Genomic DNA, 15,852 nt, shown 5'->3' with positions numbered 1-15,852 from the left:
CCAGGATCTCATCCCGGCCAAATCCCTGGCGAACGCTTTTGCCCCCGCCCTCCTCGCGTCAGCCGACCGGCGCCTCGGGCACCCGCTGACCGGGCGGACCGGCCTGAGCGCCGCCCTCCTGCGCCGTGCGGGCGGGTCCCTGGCCGAGCGCGATGTTCTGCGCGGTGTTCGACACCGCCTTGATCCCCAGGTAGGCGGTGGTGATCCCGCTGATCGCGGTGAAGGCCGTCGTCAGCACCCCCACGATCACCGCCCTGTCCCCGTCGAGCTGCCACACCCCGAACAGGGCCACCACCGCGATCGCCGCGTTGCTGCCCAGCACGGCATGCAACCCGTACCGAGCCCGGAACCGCTCGACCTCACCACTTCGGCCGCTCTTCACACCGCATCCCCCGTCCCATACAACAAGGCCCCGATCCGAGGATCGGGGCCTTTGCTGTGGCTGGGGCCGGGGTCGAACCGGCGACCTTCCGCTTTTCAGGCGGACGCTCGTACCAACTGAGCTACCCAGCCACGAGGCTTCCGGGGAAGCCTCGGCGGTCCTGACGGGATTTGAACCCGCGGCCTCCACCTTGACAGGGTGGCGAGCACTCCAAACTGCTCCACAGGACCTTGCTTGTGTGTGCGAGCGACAGGCTCAAGTGTCGCACACCGTACTGCGTGCCCCCAACGGGATTCGAACCCGTGCTACCGCCTTGAAAGGGCGGCGTCCTAGGCCGCTAGACGATGAGGGCTATCGGCCCGCCTGGGCGCTTCTCAGCGCGTCGGGGACGTGAGAAGCATATGGGATGGCGGGAGGGATCGCCAAAACGGTTTACGAGCCGGGCAGGGGCGAGGGTGTGGCGCCGGGCGTGTTCTCCTTCGGCAGGTGGCGGCTGACCTCGGCCGTCGTGAGGCCGAGGCCGCCGAGGCGGATCTCGTCCCATGCCTGGAGGCGGCGGGTGCCGCGGTCGAAGTAGAGGACCGATGCCTCGATGGGGTCGGGATGCCCGCCCTCGACGGCGCGCAGGCCGCTGCCGCCCGTGGAGCCCTCGATGCGCAGACGGGTGCCGTACTTCATGACCTCCATCTTCTGGCGATGGACGTGACCGGAGAGGACGAGGGGGACCTCGCCGTCGGTCTCGCGGGCGGCGGAGGGTTCGTGGATCACCGCCACGTCCACCGGCCTGCCCGCGGCCCGCTCGTCGCGCAGGGCGGAGGCGAGGCGGGCGCCGGCCAGTTCCTGGGACGCCTCGGCGCCGGTCTCGCGGGAGCGGTCGGGGGTGAACTGGGGGTCGCCCATGCCGGCGAAGCGCAGGCCCGCGATCGTCTTCGCCCGGCCGTCGTCGAGGACGTGGACGTTCCTCAGGCCCTCCAGGTAGCGCTGGGTCACGCGGGAGTCGTGGTTGCCGCGCACCCAGACGTACGGCGCGCCGAGGTCCTCGATGGGGTCGAGGAAGCCGTTCTCGGCCGCCGTGCCGTGGTCCATGGTGTCGCCGGAGTCGACGATGACGTTCACGTCGTACTGGTCGACCAGCGAGGCGATGATCTTCCAGCTGGCGGGGTTGAGGTGGATGTCCGACACGTGCAGGACGCGGATCGTGGAGGGGTCGGGGGCGTAGGCGGGGAGGGTGGAGGTGGCGTCGTAGAGCTTGGTCACGTTCGTCACCAGGCGGGCGAGTTCCTTCTGGTAGACGTCGAACTCGGTGACGATGCTGCGGGCGTTGCCGACCAGCGACGGGGCCGAGGTGAGCAGGCCGGAGAAGCGGGGTTCGAGGACCGAGGTGGGGTTCCAGGTGGCGTACGCCGTGATGCCGGAGGCCGTGAGCAGCGACAGGGCGAGGCCGCCGGCGGCGAGGGCGCGGCGGGGGCGGCGGTAGACGGCGAGCCCGAGGGCGGTGGCGCCGGTGACGACGGCGACGCAGGAGCGCACGGCGAGGTCGAGGGTGCCGCTGCCGACGTCGTCGGTGACCTCCTCCTGGAGGCCGGAGAGGCGTTCGGGGTGGTCGACGAGGGCCTGGGAGCGGGCGGGGTCGAGCTGGTCGACGTTGACGTCGAGGCGGACCGGGGCGATGTGGCTGTCGAGGTGGAGGGCGCCGAGCGGGGAGACGTTGATCTTCGTGCCGCCGGTGAGGGAGGGGCGCAGGGTCATCGTGGTGTCCATCGGGCCGACCGGCGTGCGGACGTTGCCGACGATCAGCAGACCCAGCCAGGCGCCGACGAGGACGACGGCGGTCAGGCCGAGGGCGCGCATCCAGGGGTTGGGGCGGTCTTCCAGGGGGAGCGGAGCGGTGGTGCGGGCCATTGGTCCCGTATGCCCGTGGCCGCGGGCTCGTATGCCGGGGGCGGCGGGCCCGTATGCCGTCGCGGGAGCCTGTGTACGGGGGTGTCGTACCGGACAATGGCGGTGTGCTGGAGATGACGCGCGAGGAGTTCGAGGAACTGGTCGCCGAGGCGTTGGACCGGATTCCGCCGGAGTTGACGCGGTTGATGGACAACGTCGCGGTGTTCGTCGAGGACGAGCCGCCGGCGGACGACCCGGAGCTGCTCGGGCTGTACGAGGGGACTCCGCTGACCGAGCGCGGCGAGTGGTACGCGGGGGTGCTGCCGGACCGGATCACCATCTACCGGGGGCCCACGCTGCGGATCTGCGAGTCGCGTGAGGACGTCGTCACGGAGACGGAGATCACGGTGGTGCACGAGATCGCGCACCACTTCGGGATCGACGACGCCCGGTTGCACGCGTTGGGTTACGGGTGAGCCCGGCGTGTCCTTGCGAGGGCGGCGGGAGTTGGGCAGCGTGACTTCTCGCCGCGCCCCCGGAGGTGGCTGCCCGTGCGCCCCAGTTACGTACCCGTCCGTCTGGCCGCCACGGTGGTGGCCGTCGCCGCTGCCGCCGGCTGTATGAGCGTGGGGGACGACGACGGCAGGCGGGCGCGGCCCGCGCATTCGGCGGACGAGCGGGGTGGTGCGGCGGCGGGGGGCGGCGTGGCGGCGCCGGGTGTGGGTGCCGGCGGGCACGGGGGCGCCGGCGGGGCGGCGGGCGGTGCGGAGGATCCGCGGCCGAAGGGCGGGGTGTCCGCGCGGCCGCAGGAGTCGGTGTCGCCGTCGGTGACGCCGTCCGCGAGCGCGAGTGCGCCGGCGGCGCAGGTGCCGGTGCGGCCGGGGGCGCCGGTGAAGCCGGGGGTGCCGGAGCCGACGCGGGCGGAGCCGACGCCCACCCGGACGGAGCCGACGCAGGAGCCGCCGCCTCCGCCGACGTCCGAGCCGCCGGCGCCGTCGGTGACGCCGACACACGCGGAGCCGTCGTCGTCGGCGCCTCCCGAGCCGGGGCCGCAGCTGGAGCAGCGGGAGCCGGCGCCGGCGGCGGGGACACCGGCGTAGGCGGGGGCTCGCCGGGCGGGCCGTGGCTCGCGGTCCCGGCGCGTTGACGTGCGCGAACGGTTCCGGTTTGCCTTCTGGGGTGGTGAGTGCGTATGGTGGTAGATCGTTTGATCCCATTTGCCCGGCGCCACTGCAGAGCGCGCCGTGTGGCGCGTACTCTCCTTTGCCGTGGCGGACCGCATTGAGGCGGTCGTATGCGAATCACGGAGTTGACGGGCGCGTGCCGATGAGACTCCGGAAGGTTTCGCATACGCATGTCCATTTCCAGTACTGATCACACCGTCCTGCCCGAGGACATCGAGGCCGTCGAGAACACCGAGGCCGTCGACAACGCCGAGGCCGCCGAGGTCTCGGACGCCCCCGAGATCACCTTCGCGGACCTCGGTCTGCCCGAGGGTGTCGTGCGCAAGCTCGCGCAGAACGGCGTGACCACCCCCTTCCCGATCCAGGCCGCGACCATCCCGGACGCGCTGGCGGGCAAGGACATCCTCGGCCGCGGCCGCACCGGCTCCGGCAAGACCCTCTCCTTCGGTCTGCCGACGCTGGCCCAGCTGGCCGGCGGCCGCACCGAGAAGAAGCGCCCCCGCGCGGTCATCCTCACCCCGACCCGTGAGCTCGCCATGCAGGTCGCGGACGCGCTCCAGCCGTACGGCGATGTCGTCGGCCTGAAGATGAAGGTCGTCTGCGGCGGCACGTCGATGGGCAACCAGATCTACGCCCTGGAGAAGGGCGTCGACATCCTGGTCGCCACCCCGGGCCGGCTGCGCGACATCATCAACCGCGGCGCCTGCTCCCTGGAAGACGTGCAGATCGCCGTCCTCGACGAGGCCGACCAGATGTCCGACCTCGGCTTCCTGCCCGAGGTGACCGAGCTGCTGGACCAGGTTCCGGCGGGCGGTCAGCGGATGCTGTTCTCCGCGACGATGGAGAACGAGATCAAGACGCTCGTCGACCGCTACCTGACCTCGCCCGTCCTGCACGAGGTGGACGCGGCGCAGGGTGCGGTCACGACGATGTCGCACCACATCCTCATCGTGAAGCCCAAGGACAAGGCGCCGGTGACCGCCGCGATCGCCTCCCGCAAGGGCCGCACGATCATCTTCGTCCGCACCCAGCTGGGCGCCGACCGCGTCGCCGAGCAGCTGCGCGAGGCGGGCGTGAAGGCGGACGCGCTGCACGGCGGTATGACGCAGGGTGCGCGGACGCGGACGCTGGCCGACTTCAAGGACGGGTACGTCAACGTCCTGGTCGCCACCGACGTCGCCGCGCGCGGTATCCACGTGGACGGCATCGACCTGGTGCTCAACGTGGACCCGGCCGGTGACCACAAGGACTACCTGCACCGCGCCGGCCGTACGGCCCGTGCCGGCCGTACGGGTACGGTCGTCTCCCTCGCCCTGCCGCACCAGCGCCGTCAGATCTTCCGGCTGATGGAGGACGCGGGCGTGGACGCCTCGCGCCACATCATCCAGGGCGCCGGCGCGTTCGACCCGGAGGTCGCCGAGATCACCGGCGCCCGGTCGATGACCGAGGTGCAGGCGGAGTCGGCGGGCAACGCCGCCTCGCAGGCCGAGCGGGACGTGGCGCACCTGACCAAGCAGCTGGAGCGGGCGCAGCGCCGCGCCACCGAGCTGCGCGAGGAGGCCGACCGGCTGCTGGCCCGGGTGGCCCGTGAGCGCGGCGAGGACCCGGAGGCGGTCGTGGCGGCTGCCGCCGAGGCGGCCGAGGCCGCGGTGGCCGTCGCCGAGGTGTCGGTGCCGGAGCAGCCGGCGGCGCAGGACGTGGACCGGGTCGAGCGCGAGGAGCGGTCCTTCGAGCGCCGCGAGCGCCGTGACGACCGCGGTGGCCGTTCCTTCGAGCGCCGTGACGACCGTGGCGGCTTCCGCCGCGACGACCGGGGCGAGCGCCGTGACGACCGGGGCGGCCGTTCCTTCGACCGTGACCGTGGTGGCCGTTCGTTCGAGCGTCGTGACGACCGTGGCGGTTTCCGCCGGGACGACCGCGGTGAGCGTCGGGACGACCGTGGCGGGTTCAACCGTGACCGTGGTGAGCGGGGCGGCTTCGAGCGTCGTGACGACCGTGGTGGCCGTTCGTTCGAGCGCCGTGACGACCGTGGCGGTTTCCGCCGGGACGACCGCGGTGAGCGTCGGGACGACCGTGGCGGGTTCAACCGTGACCGCGGTGAGCGGGGCGGCTTCGAGCGTCGTGACGACCGTGGTGGCCGTTCCTTCGAGCGCCGTGACGACCGTGGCGGCTTCCGCCGCGACGACCGCGGTGGCCACCGCGGCAGCGACCGCCCGTTCAACCGCGACCGCCAGGGCGACCGCCCCGGCTTCCGCACCGGCGGCCACGAGCGTCCCTACGGCCGCCGTGACGACCACCGCGGCGGCGGTTCCTTCGGCCGCCGCGAGGACAAGCCGCGCTGGAAGCGCAACGGCTGACATCAGGGCGTGATCCGAGGCTCGGGAGATGCACGGCGTCTCCCGAGCCTCTCTGTGTCCGGGCCCTCTGGGCCGCTGCTACGCTCCCCCTGCCTTGAGAAGGAACGTCACTTCGAAGCGGGAACGTCTCTTCGCGGGCTTCTTGAGGGGCCCCACACCCTCCTTCACCTCTTTTCTCTGTCCGGGAGGGACTGTTGGGCCGGTCGGGTTTTCTTCGCAGGGGAATCGGCAGGCGGACGACGGCGGCCGTCGCCGTGGCGGCAGCGTGCGCGGCCGGTGCCGTCGTGGTGCCGCAGCAGGCCGCGGCCGTGTCCGCCGGCACCGAGGTGGTCATCCCCGCCGCCCTGCGGGCCACTCCGCGGGCCGACCGGGTCGTGTTCGCCGGTGACTCGGGATTTCTGCACCAGCGCGAGGGCGACGGGGTGCTGTGGACGCCGTACGCGGACCCGGACGCCTCGACCGAGCTCGACTGGCTCACCGGCGACAGCCGCAAGTACGCGAACAACGGTGCCTGGGGCGATGTCGTGGCCAACCCCGCCGCCAGGATCGGTTCCACGACCACGGTGACCTTCCGCGACATGCGCGACGGCACCTCGCGGAAGCTGGTCCTGCCCGCCGGTCAGACGTACGCGGGGAGTTTCGGCGACACCGTCCTCAGCGTGACCCACAGCGGGACCGACGTGGTCTCCTGGCATCTGCTCAGGCTGGTGGACGGCGAGGTCGAGGACCGGCCGGTGTCGGGCTTCCCCGAAGGCGCCGTGCTGCGGGCGTGGCCGACGGCGGCCAACCCGCAGGGCGTGTACACCTCGTACACCGTGGACGGTGTCACCCACCCCGCCTGGGTCGATCTCGCCGACGCGAGCGCGACCCCGATCCTGGAGGACCACCGGCGCAGCGGCGCCCGTTCGGCGCTGCTCGGCGACCGGCTGACCGTGTGGCACACCGACGGGGCGGTCGCCGTCTTCGACACCGCCGACTTCTCCCAGCCGGTGCGCACGTTCTCCGTCCCGTACGAGAAGAACGCGCGGCTGCTCGGCACGGCCGGGGACGCGGTGCTGATCGCCCGGTACGACCTGTCCGCGGACGGCACGGTGCCCGCCGAGAGCGCCCGGGTGCACCGGATCGTCGCCGTGTCCGCCGACGGCGGCGGGGAGCGGACGCTGCTCACCCAGGCGAGTGCGGACGTCGACGCCGCGCGGGACGGCAGTGTGGTCGTGGTGGCCGGCGGCGACCCCGAGGCCGCGAGCATCCAGCGCATCGCTGTGGTGGACGGGGCGCCGCAGGCGACCGTGCTGACCTCCATCCCGGCCGTGCGTTCCGAGTCGGTGGTGCCCTCCGTCGCCAACGGACGGATGCTGACCGTCGACCACACGCTCGGCACGGCGCTGTCCCTCAACCAGCGCACCATCTCGGCGACTTCGCCCCTGACCTACTCCGCCGCCACCGCCCGCACCGCAGGCAGGACCCTCGACTGGTCCGACTGCTTCGAGCCGTTCCCCTGCCCGGACGTGCGCGCCACCGGCGACGGCCGCATGCTCGTCGACGACTACTCCAACGATCCCCTGCTGGTGTCCGCGGACGGGACGCGGGAGACCCCGCTGGGCACCACCCTGCAGCAGCCCCAGCTCGACGACGCCTCGGGCCGTTTCGCGCTGGTGCGCGGCATGGACGACGTACAGACCGGCCGCTTCCTCGTCCAGGTCGTCGACCTCGACAGGAACGCCCCCCTGCGCACCCTGGCGGACGGCGACTACGCGCTGTGGGGCCGCACCCTGTGGCAGAGGGGCAGCACGACGGGCACCTTCGTCCCCATGGACGTCGTCACCGGCACCAAGGGCGCGGCCGTGAGCGTCGGGTCCGGCTGCGGCAGCCCGGTCCGCGTCAGCGCCGCCGGTGACTGGCTGTCCTGGAGCTGCCGCTCGGGCACCGCCAAGGCGGGTGTGAAGAACCTCAGGACCGGGCGGACGACCCCGCTCAACCGCCACGTGGACGCGCTCGGCGACGGCTGGGTGGCGTCCGGCACGGGCGACGGCAGCGGCACGGTGATCGTGGACGACGTCACCTCCGCGACGCCGACCGAGGCCACGCGCTTCACGTCCAAGTCCGGCACCCCCGGTCTGGGATGGTCGGCGGACCCCTACGGCGGGCCGCTGGCCTGGGTCGACGCCCAGGAGAACGTCCACGTCGCACGCGTGGGCACGGTCACCTCGCCGCTCGCCCAGATCGACAGCGACACCCCGGCCGGGGCGGCCGTCAAGGGCGGGGCGGCATCCTGGACGGGCCGCTGGTGGCTGTCGAAGCCCGCCGCGTCCTGGCGGCTCACCCTGAGGAACAAGGCGACCGGGGCCACCGTGCGCACCCTCGCCGGGGGCGAGACCCGCGGCGCGGTCTCCGCCGCGTGGAACGGGACGACCGCGACGGGCGCCCTGGTTGCCAACGGAACGTACGCCTGGACGCTGACGGCACAGCCCGCCGACGGGCACGGCACGGCCCTGGTGCGCACCGGCACCGTGAAGGTGTCCGGGGCGGCGGCGGTGCGCCGTGACCATGCGGGAGCGAGCGGCACCCCCGACGGCACGGGTGATCTGCTCACCCTGACGTCCGGCGGGACCCTCGCCTTCCAGCGGGGCGACGGCACCGGGAAGTTCGGCGGAACGACCTCGGGCTCGGGCTGGCCGGCCTCGGTGACCGCCGTGCCGTTCGGCGACCTGAACGGGGACCGCTGCAACGACGTGCTGGTGCGGCTGTCCGACGGTTCGCTGCGCGGCTACCGGCCGGGCTGCGGCAAGGCGCTCACGCCGTCGACGCCGTACACGCGGCTGGGCACCGGCTGGAACGCCCATGACGTCCTCACCTCCCCCGGCGACCTGACCGGCGACGGGCGGGCCGATCTGCTGACGCGCAGGGCCTCGACCGGGGACGCCTACCTCTACGCCGCGAAGGCGGACGGCACGCTGGCGGCCGCGCGGCGGATCGGGACCGGGTGGGGGACCTACACCGAGGTCGTCGGGGCCGGGGACCTCACCGGGGACGGTGTCGGCGATGTGCTGGCCCGTGACCGGGCCGGGAACCTGTGGCGCTACGACGGCCTGCGGACGGGTGCGCTGAAGGGCCGGGTGAAGGTGTTCTCCGGCTGGGGCGCCTCGTACGACGCGGTCGTCGGCGTCGGCGACATCACCGGGGACGGCAGGGCCGACCTGGTCGCGCGGGACACCGCGGGGAACCTGTGGCGGCAGGCCGGCAACGGCAAGGGGTCGTTCTCCGCGCGGGTGAAGATCGCCAGCGGCTGGCAGGGCTACAAGGGCCTGTTCTAGTACGCCGGTGACCGCGCGTGCCCTCCCGCGCGGCTTCACCTCCGCCCCCGAACCGGTAGATCCCCAGCCATTCACCCCGTCGACGTGGCCGTGTCTCCGATACCCGATCGGACACACGGCCACGTCCGGCTATGCTCGGGTAGGCAACATCGCCAGGGCCCTTAGCTCAATTGGCAGAGCAGTGGACTTTTAATCCATTGGTTGTGGGTTCGAGTCCCACAGGGCCTACCGGTGGCAGCAGGGGGACACGGCCTCCGAGCTGCTGTGCAGCGCCCGCGTCGGCTTCGGTCGGCGCGGGCGCTGTGTCGTGTGCGAGGCCGGGCGTGAGCGGCCCTCCCGGCGGTCTCCCGGTCCGGCTCGGCTGTGCCGGTCCGGCGGTCAGGTCGTGCGCTCGACCAGCAGATACGTCCGCCGGCTGGGATGTTCCGTGTCCGGATGCGGGGAGCGGTCCAGGCGGGCGGTGACGGAGAAGCCGGCCTCGGCGAGGCGGCGGCTCTCGGCGTCCGGGTCCAGGAAGTGGAACGTGAGGTCCACGCAGTGGTCCCACCACTCGGTGAGCCGGCGCGAGCCGCCGGGGGCGGTCTCGGCGTCACCGGTGTGGAAGGCCAGCAGCGCGTGCCCGCCGGGGCGCAGGACACGGGCGAACTCCCCGTAGGCCGAGGCGCGGTGGCGGTCGTCGAGGTGGATGACGGCGTACCAGCACAGGATCGCCGCGACGGAGCCGGAGCGGACCGGGAGCGCGGTCATGTCGGCGGCCGCGAAGGGCAGTCCGGTGCTGCGCCGGGCCACCGCGCACATCCCCGGCGACAGGTCCAGGCCGCTCACGCGGGCGCCGTGGCGGTCCAGGTGGGCGGTGGCGTGGCCGGGGCCGCAGCCGATGTCCAGGACCGGGCCGTCGCCGGCCAGTTCGGCCAGGGTGTCCAGGAGGGCGCGGTCCAGGGGCTTGCCGTCGAGCTCACCGCCGATGTCGGCGGCGTAGCGCTCGGCGACGGTGTCGTAGCTGCGGCGGGTCGTCGAGCGGGACACGGCACCTCGCGTGAGGGGGAGGGAAGTTGCTCGGGCCCCTCCAGTATCCGCCCCGCCCGCGGTCGGTTCAGCCGGTCCGTCGGTTCAGGCCGGGTCCTGCAACTGGGCGGCCGGGTCGGGGCGGTGGGCGAGCGGGTCCTGCCCGGCCGCCGCTGCTGTGGCTCGGACAGCGGCCAGGATGGAGTGGTACAGATGCGGCATGCCGCCCGTGTAGGTTCGCTTAAAACTTGAACCAAGTAGTCGTCGCCCCAGAGCCCGCCCGCTGCGAGAGAGACACCGCGCCGATGCCGTATCCGTACGTCCTGCTGTCCGCCGCCGTCTCCCTCGACGGCTACCTCGACGACACCGGCCCCGACCGTCTGCTGCTCTCCTCCCCGGCCGACTTCGACCGCGTCGACGAGGTACGGGCGTCCTGCGACGCCATCCTCGTCGGCGCCGGCACCCTGCGCGCCGACAACCCCCGGCTGCTGGTCAACTCGCCCGAGCGGCGCGCGGCCCGCCTCGCCGCAGGGCGCCCGGAGTACCCGCTCAAGGTCGCTGTCAGCGCCACCGGCGACCTCGACCCCGGCGCCCGCTTCTGGCACACCGGCGGCGAGAAGGTGCTGTACACGACGGGCAAGGGCGCCGAACGCGCCCGGCGGGCCGGGATCTCCGCCGATGTCGTCGCCCTCGGCGACCGGCTCGACTGGAGCGCGGTCCTGGAGCATCTGCACGACGTCCGCGGCGTGCGGCGGCTGATGGTCGAGGGCGGCGGCACCGTCCACACCCAGCTGCTGCGCGAGCAGCTCGCCGACGAACTCCAGCTCGTCCTCGCCCCCCTGCTCGTCGGCACCCCCGACGCCCCCCGCCTCTTCGGCCCCGGCGGCTACCAGGCCGGGCGGCTGCGCCTGGTGGAGACCCGGCGTATCGAGGACGTCGTCCTGATGCGCTACGAGCCCACCGCACCCGGCACCGCCGGCACCGCCGTGCCCGCCGACCGGCACTGGCTGCGCATCGCCTGCGAACTGGCCGCGCAGTGTCCGCCGTCGCGGACCGCGTTCAGCGTCGGCGCCGTGATCGTCGCCGCCGACGGCACCGAACTGGCCCGCGGCCACTCCCGCGAGGGCGACGACCCCGTGGTGCACGCCGAGGAGGCCGCCCTCGCCAAGACCGACCCGGCCGACCCGCGGCTGCCCGGCGCCACCGTCTACTCCAGCCTGGAGCCCTGCGCCCGCCGCGCCTCGCGGCCCGCCCCCTGCGCCCGGCTGATCCTCGACGCGGGCGTACGCCGGGTCGTCACCGCCTGGCGCGAGCCGGACACCTTCGTCACCGACGCGGACGGCAGCGGGCTCCTGCGGGACCACGGCGCCGACGTCGTCGTCCTGCCGGAGTACGAGGAACGCGCCAAGGAACCCAACCGCCACCTGCTGGGCTGACGCCCCGCCGGGGGCCGGCCGCCACGCCACCGTCCGGCCCAACAGATCCTGCGCCGCCGCCCCGGCCGGGTCACGCTGCCAGTGACCGGGCTGCCGGCCGGAGCGGAGGGAGAGGGCGATGAGGGCGCTGGGGACGAGAGGCGTGGCGGCTGTGCTGCTCGTGGCACTGGTCGCCGGGTGCGGGGCGCTGGACGGGCGGACGCGGACCATGGCCCGCGCGCTGCCCCCGGACGCGGCGTTCACCCACCCCGGCGTCCTGATCGGCAAGGCGCAGCTGGACACCGTACGGGAGCGGGTCAGGGCCGGGAAGCAGCCGTGGCTCTCGGCCTACCTGGACATGCGCGACAGCCGGTACGGGTCGTACCGGTACCGGCCCCGGCCGGTGGAGACCGTCGCCTGTCCGGGCGGCGCCAGGGCGGGCCGGGGGTGTATGGAGGAGCGCCAGGACGCCATCGCCGCCTATACGCAGGCCCTGCTCTTCGTGGTCACCGGCAAGCGGCAGCACGCCGCCAAGGCGACCGAGATCATGGACGCCTGGTCGGCGAGGCTGACCGGGCACACCGGGGACGACGCCGGGCTCCAGGCCGGCTGGGCCGGGTCGACCTGGGCGCGGGCCGCCGAGCTGATCCGGCACACGCCGGGCGCGGGCTGGCCGGAGCGGCGGGTGGCGCGGTTCGAGGACATGCTGCGCAGCGCCTATCTGCCCGAGGTGAGCCGTCCGGCGCCCGACCGCAACGGCAACTGGGAGCTCGTCATGACCGACGCGCAGATCTCCATCGCCGTCTTCCTGAACGACCACCGGGCCTTCGACCAGGCCCTCGACCGCTTCCGGGAGCGCGTGCCCGCCTACTTCTACCTGGAGAAGGACGGCCGGCTGCCGCGCGCGCCCAAGGGCGGCTCGATCGACTCGCCGCGGGAGATCACGGCGTACTGGTTCCGCCAGACCGCCTACCGGGACGGCCTCGCCCAGGAAACCTGCCGGGGCCTGGAGCACGTCGGCCACGCGCTGTCCGCCACCGCCCACATCGCCGAGACCGCGTGGCACCAGGGCGTCGACCTGTACGGGGAGGTCGCCGGCCGGCTGAAGGCGGCCGTCGAGCTCCACGCCCGCCATCAGCTCGGCGAGCCCGCGCCCGCCTGGCTGTGCGGCGGCAAGGTGGCCCGCACCCTCGGCCCCGACCTGGAGGTGGCCCTCAACCACCTCCAGAACCGCACGGACACCGCCGTCCCGGCCGCCCGCGAACTCGCCGAGAGCACCCGGCCCGCCGGCACGGACGACCTGTTCGTCTCCTGGGAGACGCTGACCCACGCGGGCAACCCGGGCGACTGAAGACGCAGGTCGGAGGGGGCGCGACAAACCGTTTCGCTTCTTGTCCCGCGGATGGCGTACACTGGTCTCAACGACGCGGGGTGGAGCAGCTCGGTAGCTCGCTGGGCTCATAACCCAGAGGTCGCAGGTTCAAATCCTGTCCCCGCTACTGAAGGCTCAGGGCCGGGATCCATGCAGATGGGTCCCGGCCCTGAGTGTTTTCCGGGGGCAACCGGGGGCCTGGGCGTCCCCGGACCCCCGCACCCTTCCCTCGGTCGGACCGCCCGGCTCGCCACCCGTGTCCGTACCGGCAACGCTGGACCTTCCGGGGCCGGACGCGCGGTCCGCGCCGACACACGCTGCGGGAGACGAGGGTGCCGCCTGGTCAGGTGAAGGGTGCGGGAGCGCACGCCAGGCCCGTCGAGCGGCGGCGGATCTCCTGGACCCGGGCCTTCGTCCGCGTCCTGCCCGCCCTGCTGATCGCCGCGGGCGCCGCCTACGACTCCTTCACCCCGCCCGACTACACGGCCGCCCCCTTCTTCACCGCCGCGCCCCTGGTCGCCGCGCCGCTCTTCTCCCGCCGCGGCACCCTGCTCATCGGCGCCGCCACGATCGTCGTCGTGCTGGCCGTGCACCTGACGCTGGGCACGGTCGCCGACATCGAGTCGGTCACCGAGCTGATCACCGTGGTGACCGTCTCCTGCCTGGCCGCCGTCATCAACGTCCTGGTGCGCCGCAGCAGCGAGCGGCTCGCCTCGGCGCGGGAGATCGCCGAGGCCGCCCAGCGCGCGGTGCTGCCCGAGCCCGCCGAGCGGATCGGCGGCTTCGAGATCGCCGCCCGCTACGAGGCCGCCCAGGCGGACGCGTTCATCGGCGGCGACCTGTACGCGGTGCAGGACAGCCCGTACGGCGTCCGGCTCGTCGTCGGGGACGTGCGCGGCAAGGGCATGGGCGCGGTCTCCGCGGTCGCCGTCGTCATCGGGGCGTTCCGGGAGGCGGCCGAGCACGAGGCGACGCTGGAGGCGGTGGCCGAGCGGCTGGAGCGGGCCCTGGACCGCGAGGGCACCCGGCGCGAGGGCGGGCTGGACGCGCAGGAGGGGTTCACCACCGCCGTGCTCGCCGAACTCCCGCACGGCGAGGGCGTCGTACGCATCCTCAACCGCGGCCACCCGCCCCCGCTAGTGCTGCACGCCGACGGCCAGCTGGACCCGCTGCCCGCCCGCCGGCCCGCGCTGCCGCTCGGCCTCGGCGAGCTGGACCGCCGGCCGGACCACGCCGAGGAACGGCCCTTCCCCGGCGGGGCCACGCTGCTGCTCTACACCGACGGCCTGTCCGAGGCGCGGGACGCCCGCGGGGAGTTCTACGACCCGGAGGCGCGGCTGCGCGGACGCGTCTTCCGCGGCCCCGGGCACCTGCTGCGCACCCTCGCCGAGGAGGTCCGCCGGCACACGGGCGGCGCGCTCACCGACGACATGGCGCTGCTCGCCGTACGACAGCCGTGAGGATCGAAAGGGCGCGGTGACGGGCGGTGACCGGACGAGCGCCCTGCGCATAACATCTGAGTCACCATCAAAAACCCGGACGGTACTGAGTGTCGGTCAACTCGCCCGTTTTTCGCCGCTCATGAGTCGTACGTCCCCGTCGTGAGCCTTAATGATCAAGCGGAACGGCTTGGAATTCAGCCTCCGGTTCTATTAACGTCCGATAACGCAGCGCGGTCGTCCCAGCCGTCACAAGAGACGGCTCCGTGCGCACGCGCCGAATCCCGTAGGGAACCGGGGAACCACCAACTTGGGGTGAATCGTGCGGAGTCCGCCGTGGAGACACGGCCGGTATACGCGCGTAGGAGACCTTCCTGCTCCGAACCCGTCAGCTAACCCGGTAGGCGAGAAGGAAGGAAAGGAGCACGCCCACGTGGCGTCCAACCGGCCTGACCCGCAGGCCCCGTTCGTGCCGGGCCAGCGCACCGCCGAAGAAACCTTTGTCTACGGCGGCCACCACTCCGACCAGGGACCGTGGGAGGAGTGGAACCCCACCGCGGAGTCCGTCCGCCCCGTCCGGGGCCGGCACCGCGTCGCCAAGCAGCGCGGCGGGCTCGCCCGCAGCTCCACCGTCCTGGGCGTCGGCGTCATAGCCGCCGTCGGCGCGGGCGGCATGGCCAGCGCCCAGTCCGGCAAGCCGCCGGTCGCCATCTCCATGCCCGACCTGCCCTCCGTCGGCTCCCTCATCTCCGACGAGGAGCCCGCCGAGGAGACGGTCGAGTCCACGGCCCCGCTCAGCTCCCTCGGCACGCTCGGTGCCGAGACCGCCGGCACCGCCCAGGGCACCTCCGACGCCGGTGAGGCCCTGCGCGCCCGCATCATGGCCCAGGCCGAGCAGCAGCAGGACCAGGCCGACGCCAAGGCCGCCGCGGCTGCCGAGGCCGCCGCCCAGGCCGCCGCCGAGAAGAAGGCCGCCGAGGCCGCCGCCCAGGCCGAGAAGGAGGCGGAGGCCAAGGCCGCCGCCGAGAAGGCCGCCGCGGAGGAGGAGGCCCGCAAGAAGGCCGAGGCCGAGCGGCTCGCCGAGCTCGCCCGCCAGTTCACGATGCCGCTCACCTCGTACACCATCACCTCGACCTTCGGGCAGGCCGGTGCCATGTGGTCGTCCGGCTACCACACCGGCCTCGACCTCGCCGCGCCCACCGGCACGCCGCTCAAGGCCGTGCACTCCGGCACCATCACCGAGGCCGGCTGGAGCGGGTCGTACGGCTACCTCACGGTGCTCACCCTGGAGGACGGCACCGAGGTCCGCTACGCGCACCAGTCCTCGATCAACGTCAGCGTCGGCCAGCAGGTCAGCACCGGCGAGGTCATCGGACGGGTGGGGGCGACGGGCAATGTCACCGGCGCGCACCTGCACCTTGAGGTGCGGGTCGGCGGCGGCGACGTGGACCCGATGGCGTGGCTGCGGGACAAGGGGCTCAGCGTCTGACGTTCCTCGTCCCG

Annotated in this window: 11 protein-coding genes, 5 tRNA genes and 1 riboswitch; of the genes, 10 read left to right on the top strand and 6 right to left on the bottom strand. The window is 73.3% G+C overall.

Features of this window, described 5'->3' with window-relative positions:
• Positions 1-58 precede the first annotated feature (58 nt).
• From ACSU6M_RS16210 to ACSU6M_RS16190, 5 genes are all read right to left on the bottom strand, one after another.
• The gene (locus ACSU6M_RS16210) at positions 59-322 is read right to left on the bottom strand and encodes a hypothetical protein (protein ID WP_437070430.1); all 264 of its coding nucleotides are present in this window, start codon (positions 320-322) and stop codon (positions 59-61) included.
• Positions 323-439: 117 nt separating this feature from the next.
• Positions 440-513 (bottom strand) — tRNA-Phe (locus tag ACSU6M_RS16205).
• 24 nt (positions 514-537) lie between these two features.
• A tRNA-Asp gene (locus ACSU6M_RS16200) sits at positions 538-612 on the bottom strand.
• 49 nt (positions 613-661) lie between these two features.
• A tRNA-Glu gene (locus ACSU6M_RS16195) sits at positions 662-734 on the bottom strand.
• Positions 735-814: 80 nt separating this feature from the next.
• Complete coding sequence (locus ACSU6M_RS16190) at positions 815-2,284, bottom strand: metallophosphoesterase family protein (RefSeq protein WP_437070429.1); 1,470 nt, start codon at positions 2,282-2,284, stop codon at positions 815-817.
• 104 nt (positions 2,285-2,388) lie between these two features.
• On the opposite strand from ACSU6M_RS16190, the gene ACSU6M_RS16185 reads away from it, so the two are divergent.
• From ACSU6M_RS16185 to ACSU6M_RS16165, 5 genes are all read left to right on the top strand, one after another.
• Positions 2,389-2,739 (top strand): metallopeptidase family protein, encoded by a 351-nt coding sequence (locus ACSU6M_RS16185; protein ID WP_437070428.1) that lies wholly within the window; start codon positions 2,389-2,391, stop codon positions 2,737-2,739.
• Between the two features lie 75 nt (positions 2,740-2,814).
• Positions 2,815-3,363 carry a hypothetical protein gene (locus ACSU6M_RS16180; RefSeq protein ID WP_437070427.1) on the top strand — a complete coding sequence of 183 codons (549 nt, stop codon included), beginning with the start codon at positions 2,815-2,817 and terminating at the stop codon, positions 3,361-3,363.
• A gap of 254 nt (positions 3,364-3,617) precedes the next feature.
• On the top strand, positions 3,618-5,804 hold the full coding sequence (locus ACSU6M_RS16175; protein ID WP_437070426.1) for a DEAD/DEAH box helicase: 2,187 nt from the start codon (positions 3,618-3,620) through the stop codon (positions 5,802-5,804).
• 254 nt (positions 5,805-6,058) lie between these two features.
• Entirely contained in the window at positions 6,059-9,118 is a 3,060-nt protein-coding gene (locus ACSU6M_RS16170; protein ID WP_437070425.1) for an FG-GAP-like repeat-containing protein, read from the top strand.
• A gap of 155 nt (positions 9,119-9,273) precedes the next feature.
• Positions 9,274-9,346: transfer RNA gene (locus tag ACSU6M_RS16165), tRNA-Lys, on the top strand.
• 150 nt (positions 9,347-9,496) lie between these two features.
• Here ACSU6M_RS16165 and ACSU6M_RS16160 read toward each other — a convergent pair.
• A complete protein-coding gene (locus tag ACSU6M_RS16160; protein ID WP_437070424.1) occupies positions 9,497-10,144 on the bottom strand; it encodes a class I SAM-dependent methyltransferase in 648 nt (215 codons plus the stop codon).
• 284 nt (positions 10,145-10,428) lie between these two features.
• Between ACSU6M_RS16160 and ACSU6M_RS16155 the strand changes: the two genes are divergently transcribed.
• From ACSU6M_RS16155 to ACSU6M_RS16135, 5 genes are all read left to right on the top strand, one after another.
• Positions 10,429-11,559: a dihydrofolate reductase family protein gene (locus ACSU6M_RS16155; RefSeq protein WP_437070423.1), complete on the top strand. Its 1,131-nt coding sequence runs from the start codon at positions 10,429-10,431 to the stop codon at positions 11,557-11,559.
• A gap of 118 nt (positions 11,560-11,677) precedes the next feature.
• Complete coding sequence (locus ACSU6M_RS16150; RefSeq protein WP_437070422.1) at positions 11,678-12,889, top strand: alginate lyase family protein; 1,212 nt, start codon at positions 11,678-11,680, stop codon at positions 12,887-12,889.
• 74 nt (positions 12,890-12,963) lie between these two features.
• A tRNA-Met gene (locus ACSU6M_RS16145) sits at positions 12,964-13,037 on the top strand.
• Between the two features lie 220 nt (positions 13,038-13,257).
• Positions 13,258-14,370 (top strand): PP2C family protein-serine/threonine phosphatase, encoded by a 1,113-nt coding sequence (locus ACSU6M_RS16140; RefSeq protein WP_437070421.1) that lies wholly within the window; start codon positions 13,258-13,260, stop codon positions 14,368-14,370.
• A 244-nt stretch (positions 14,371-14,614) separates the two neighbouring features.
• Positions 14,615-14,771, top strand: a riboswitch (cyclic di-AMP (ydaO/yuaA leader).
• Between the two features lie 11 nt (positions 14,772-14,782).
• Positions 14,783-15,838 (top strand): M23 family metallopeptidase, encoded by a 1,056-nt coding sequence (locus ACSU6M_RS16135; RefSeq protein ID WP_437070420.1) that lies wholly within the window; start codon positions 14,783-14,785, stop codon positions 15,836-15,838.
• The last annotated feature ends 14 nt before the right edge of the window (positions 15,839-15,852 follow it).

This window comes from Streptomyces sp. enrichment culture (genome assembly GCF_964272895.1).
Taxonomy (GTDB): Bacteria; Actinomycetota; Actinomycetes; order Streptomycetales; family Streptomycetaceae; genus Streptomyces.
Note: the sequence above shows the minus strand (reverse complement) of the source record. Positions and strands in the feature narration are given on the sequence as shown.

Bases quoted from the DNA above. Each gene is read 5' to 3' on its own strand.
- ACSU6M_RS16190 (WP_437070429.1), bottom strand. From the start codon at position 2,284: ATGGCCCGCACCACCGCTCCGCTCCCCCTGGAAGACCGCCCCAACCCC.
- ACSU6M_RS16155 (WP_437070423.1), top strand. From the start codon at position 10,429: ATGCCGTATCCGTACGTCCTGCTGTCCGCCGCCGTCTCCCTCGACGGC.
- ACSU6M_RS16150 (WP_437070422.1), top strand. From the start codon at position 11,678: ATGAGGGCGCTGGGGACGAGAGGCGTGGCGGCTGTGCTGCTCGTGGCA.
- ACSU6M_RS16175 (WP_437070426.1), top strand. From the start codon at position 3,618: ATGTCCATTTCCAGTACTGATCACACCGTCCTGCCCGAGGACATCGAG.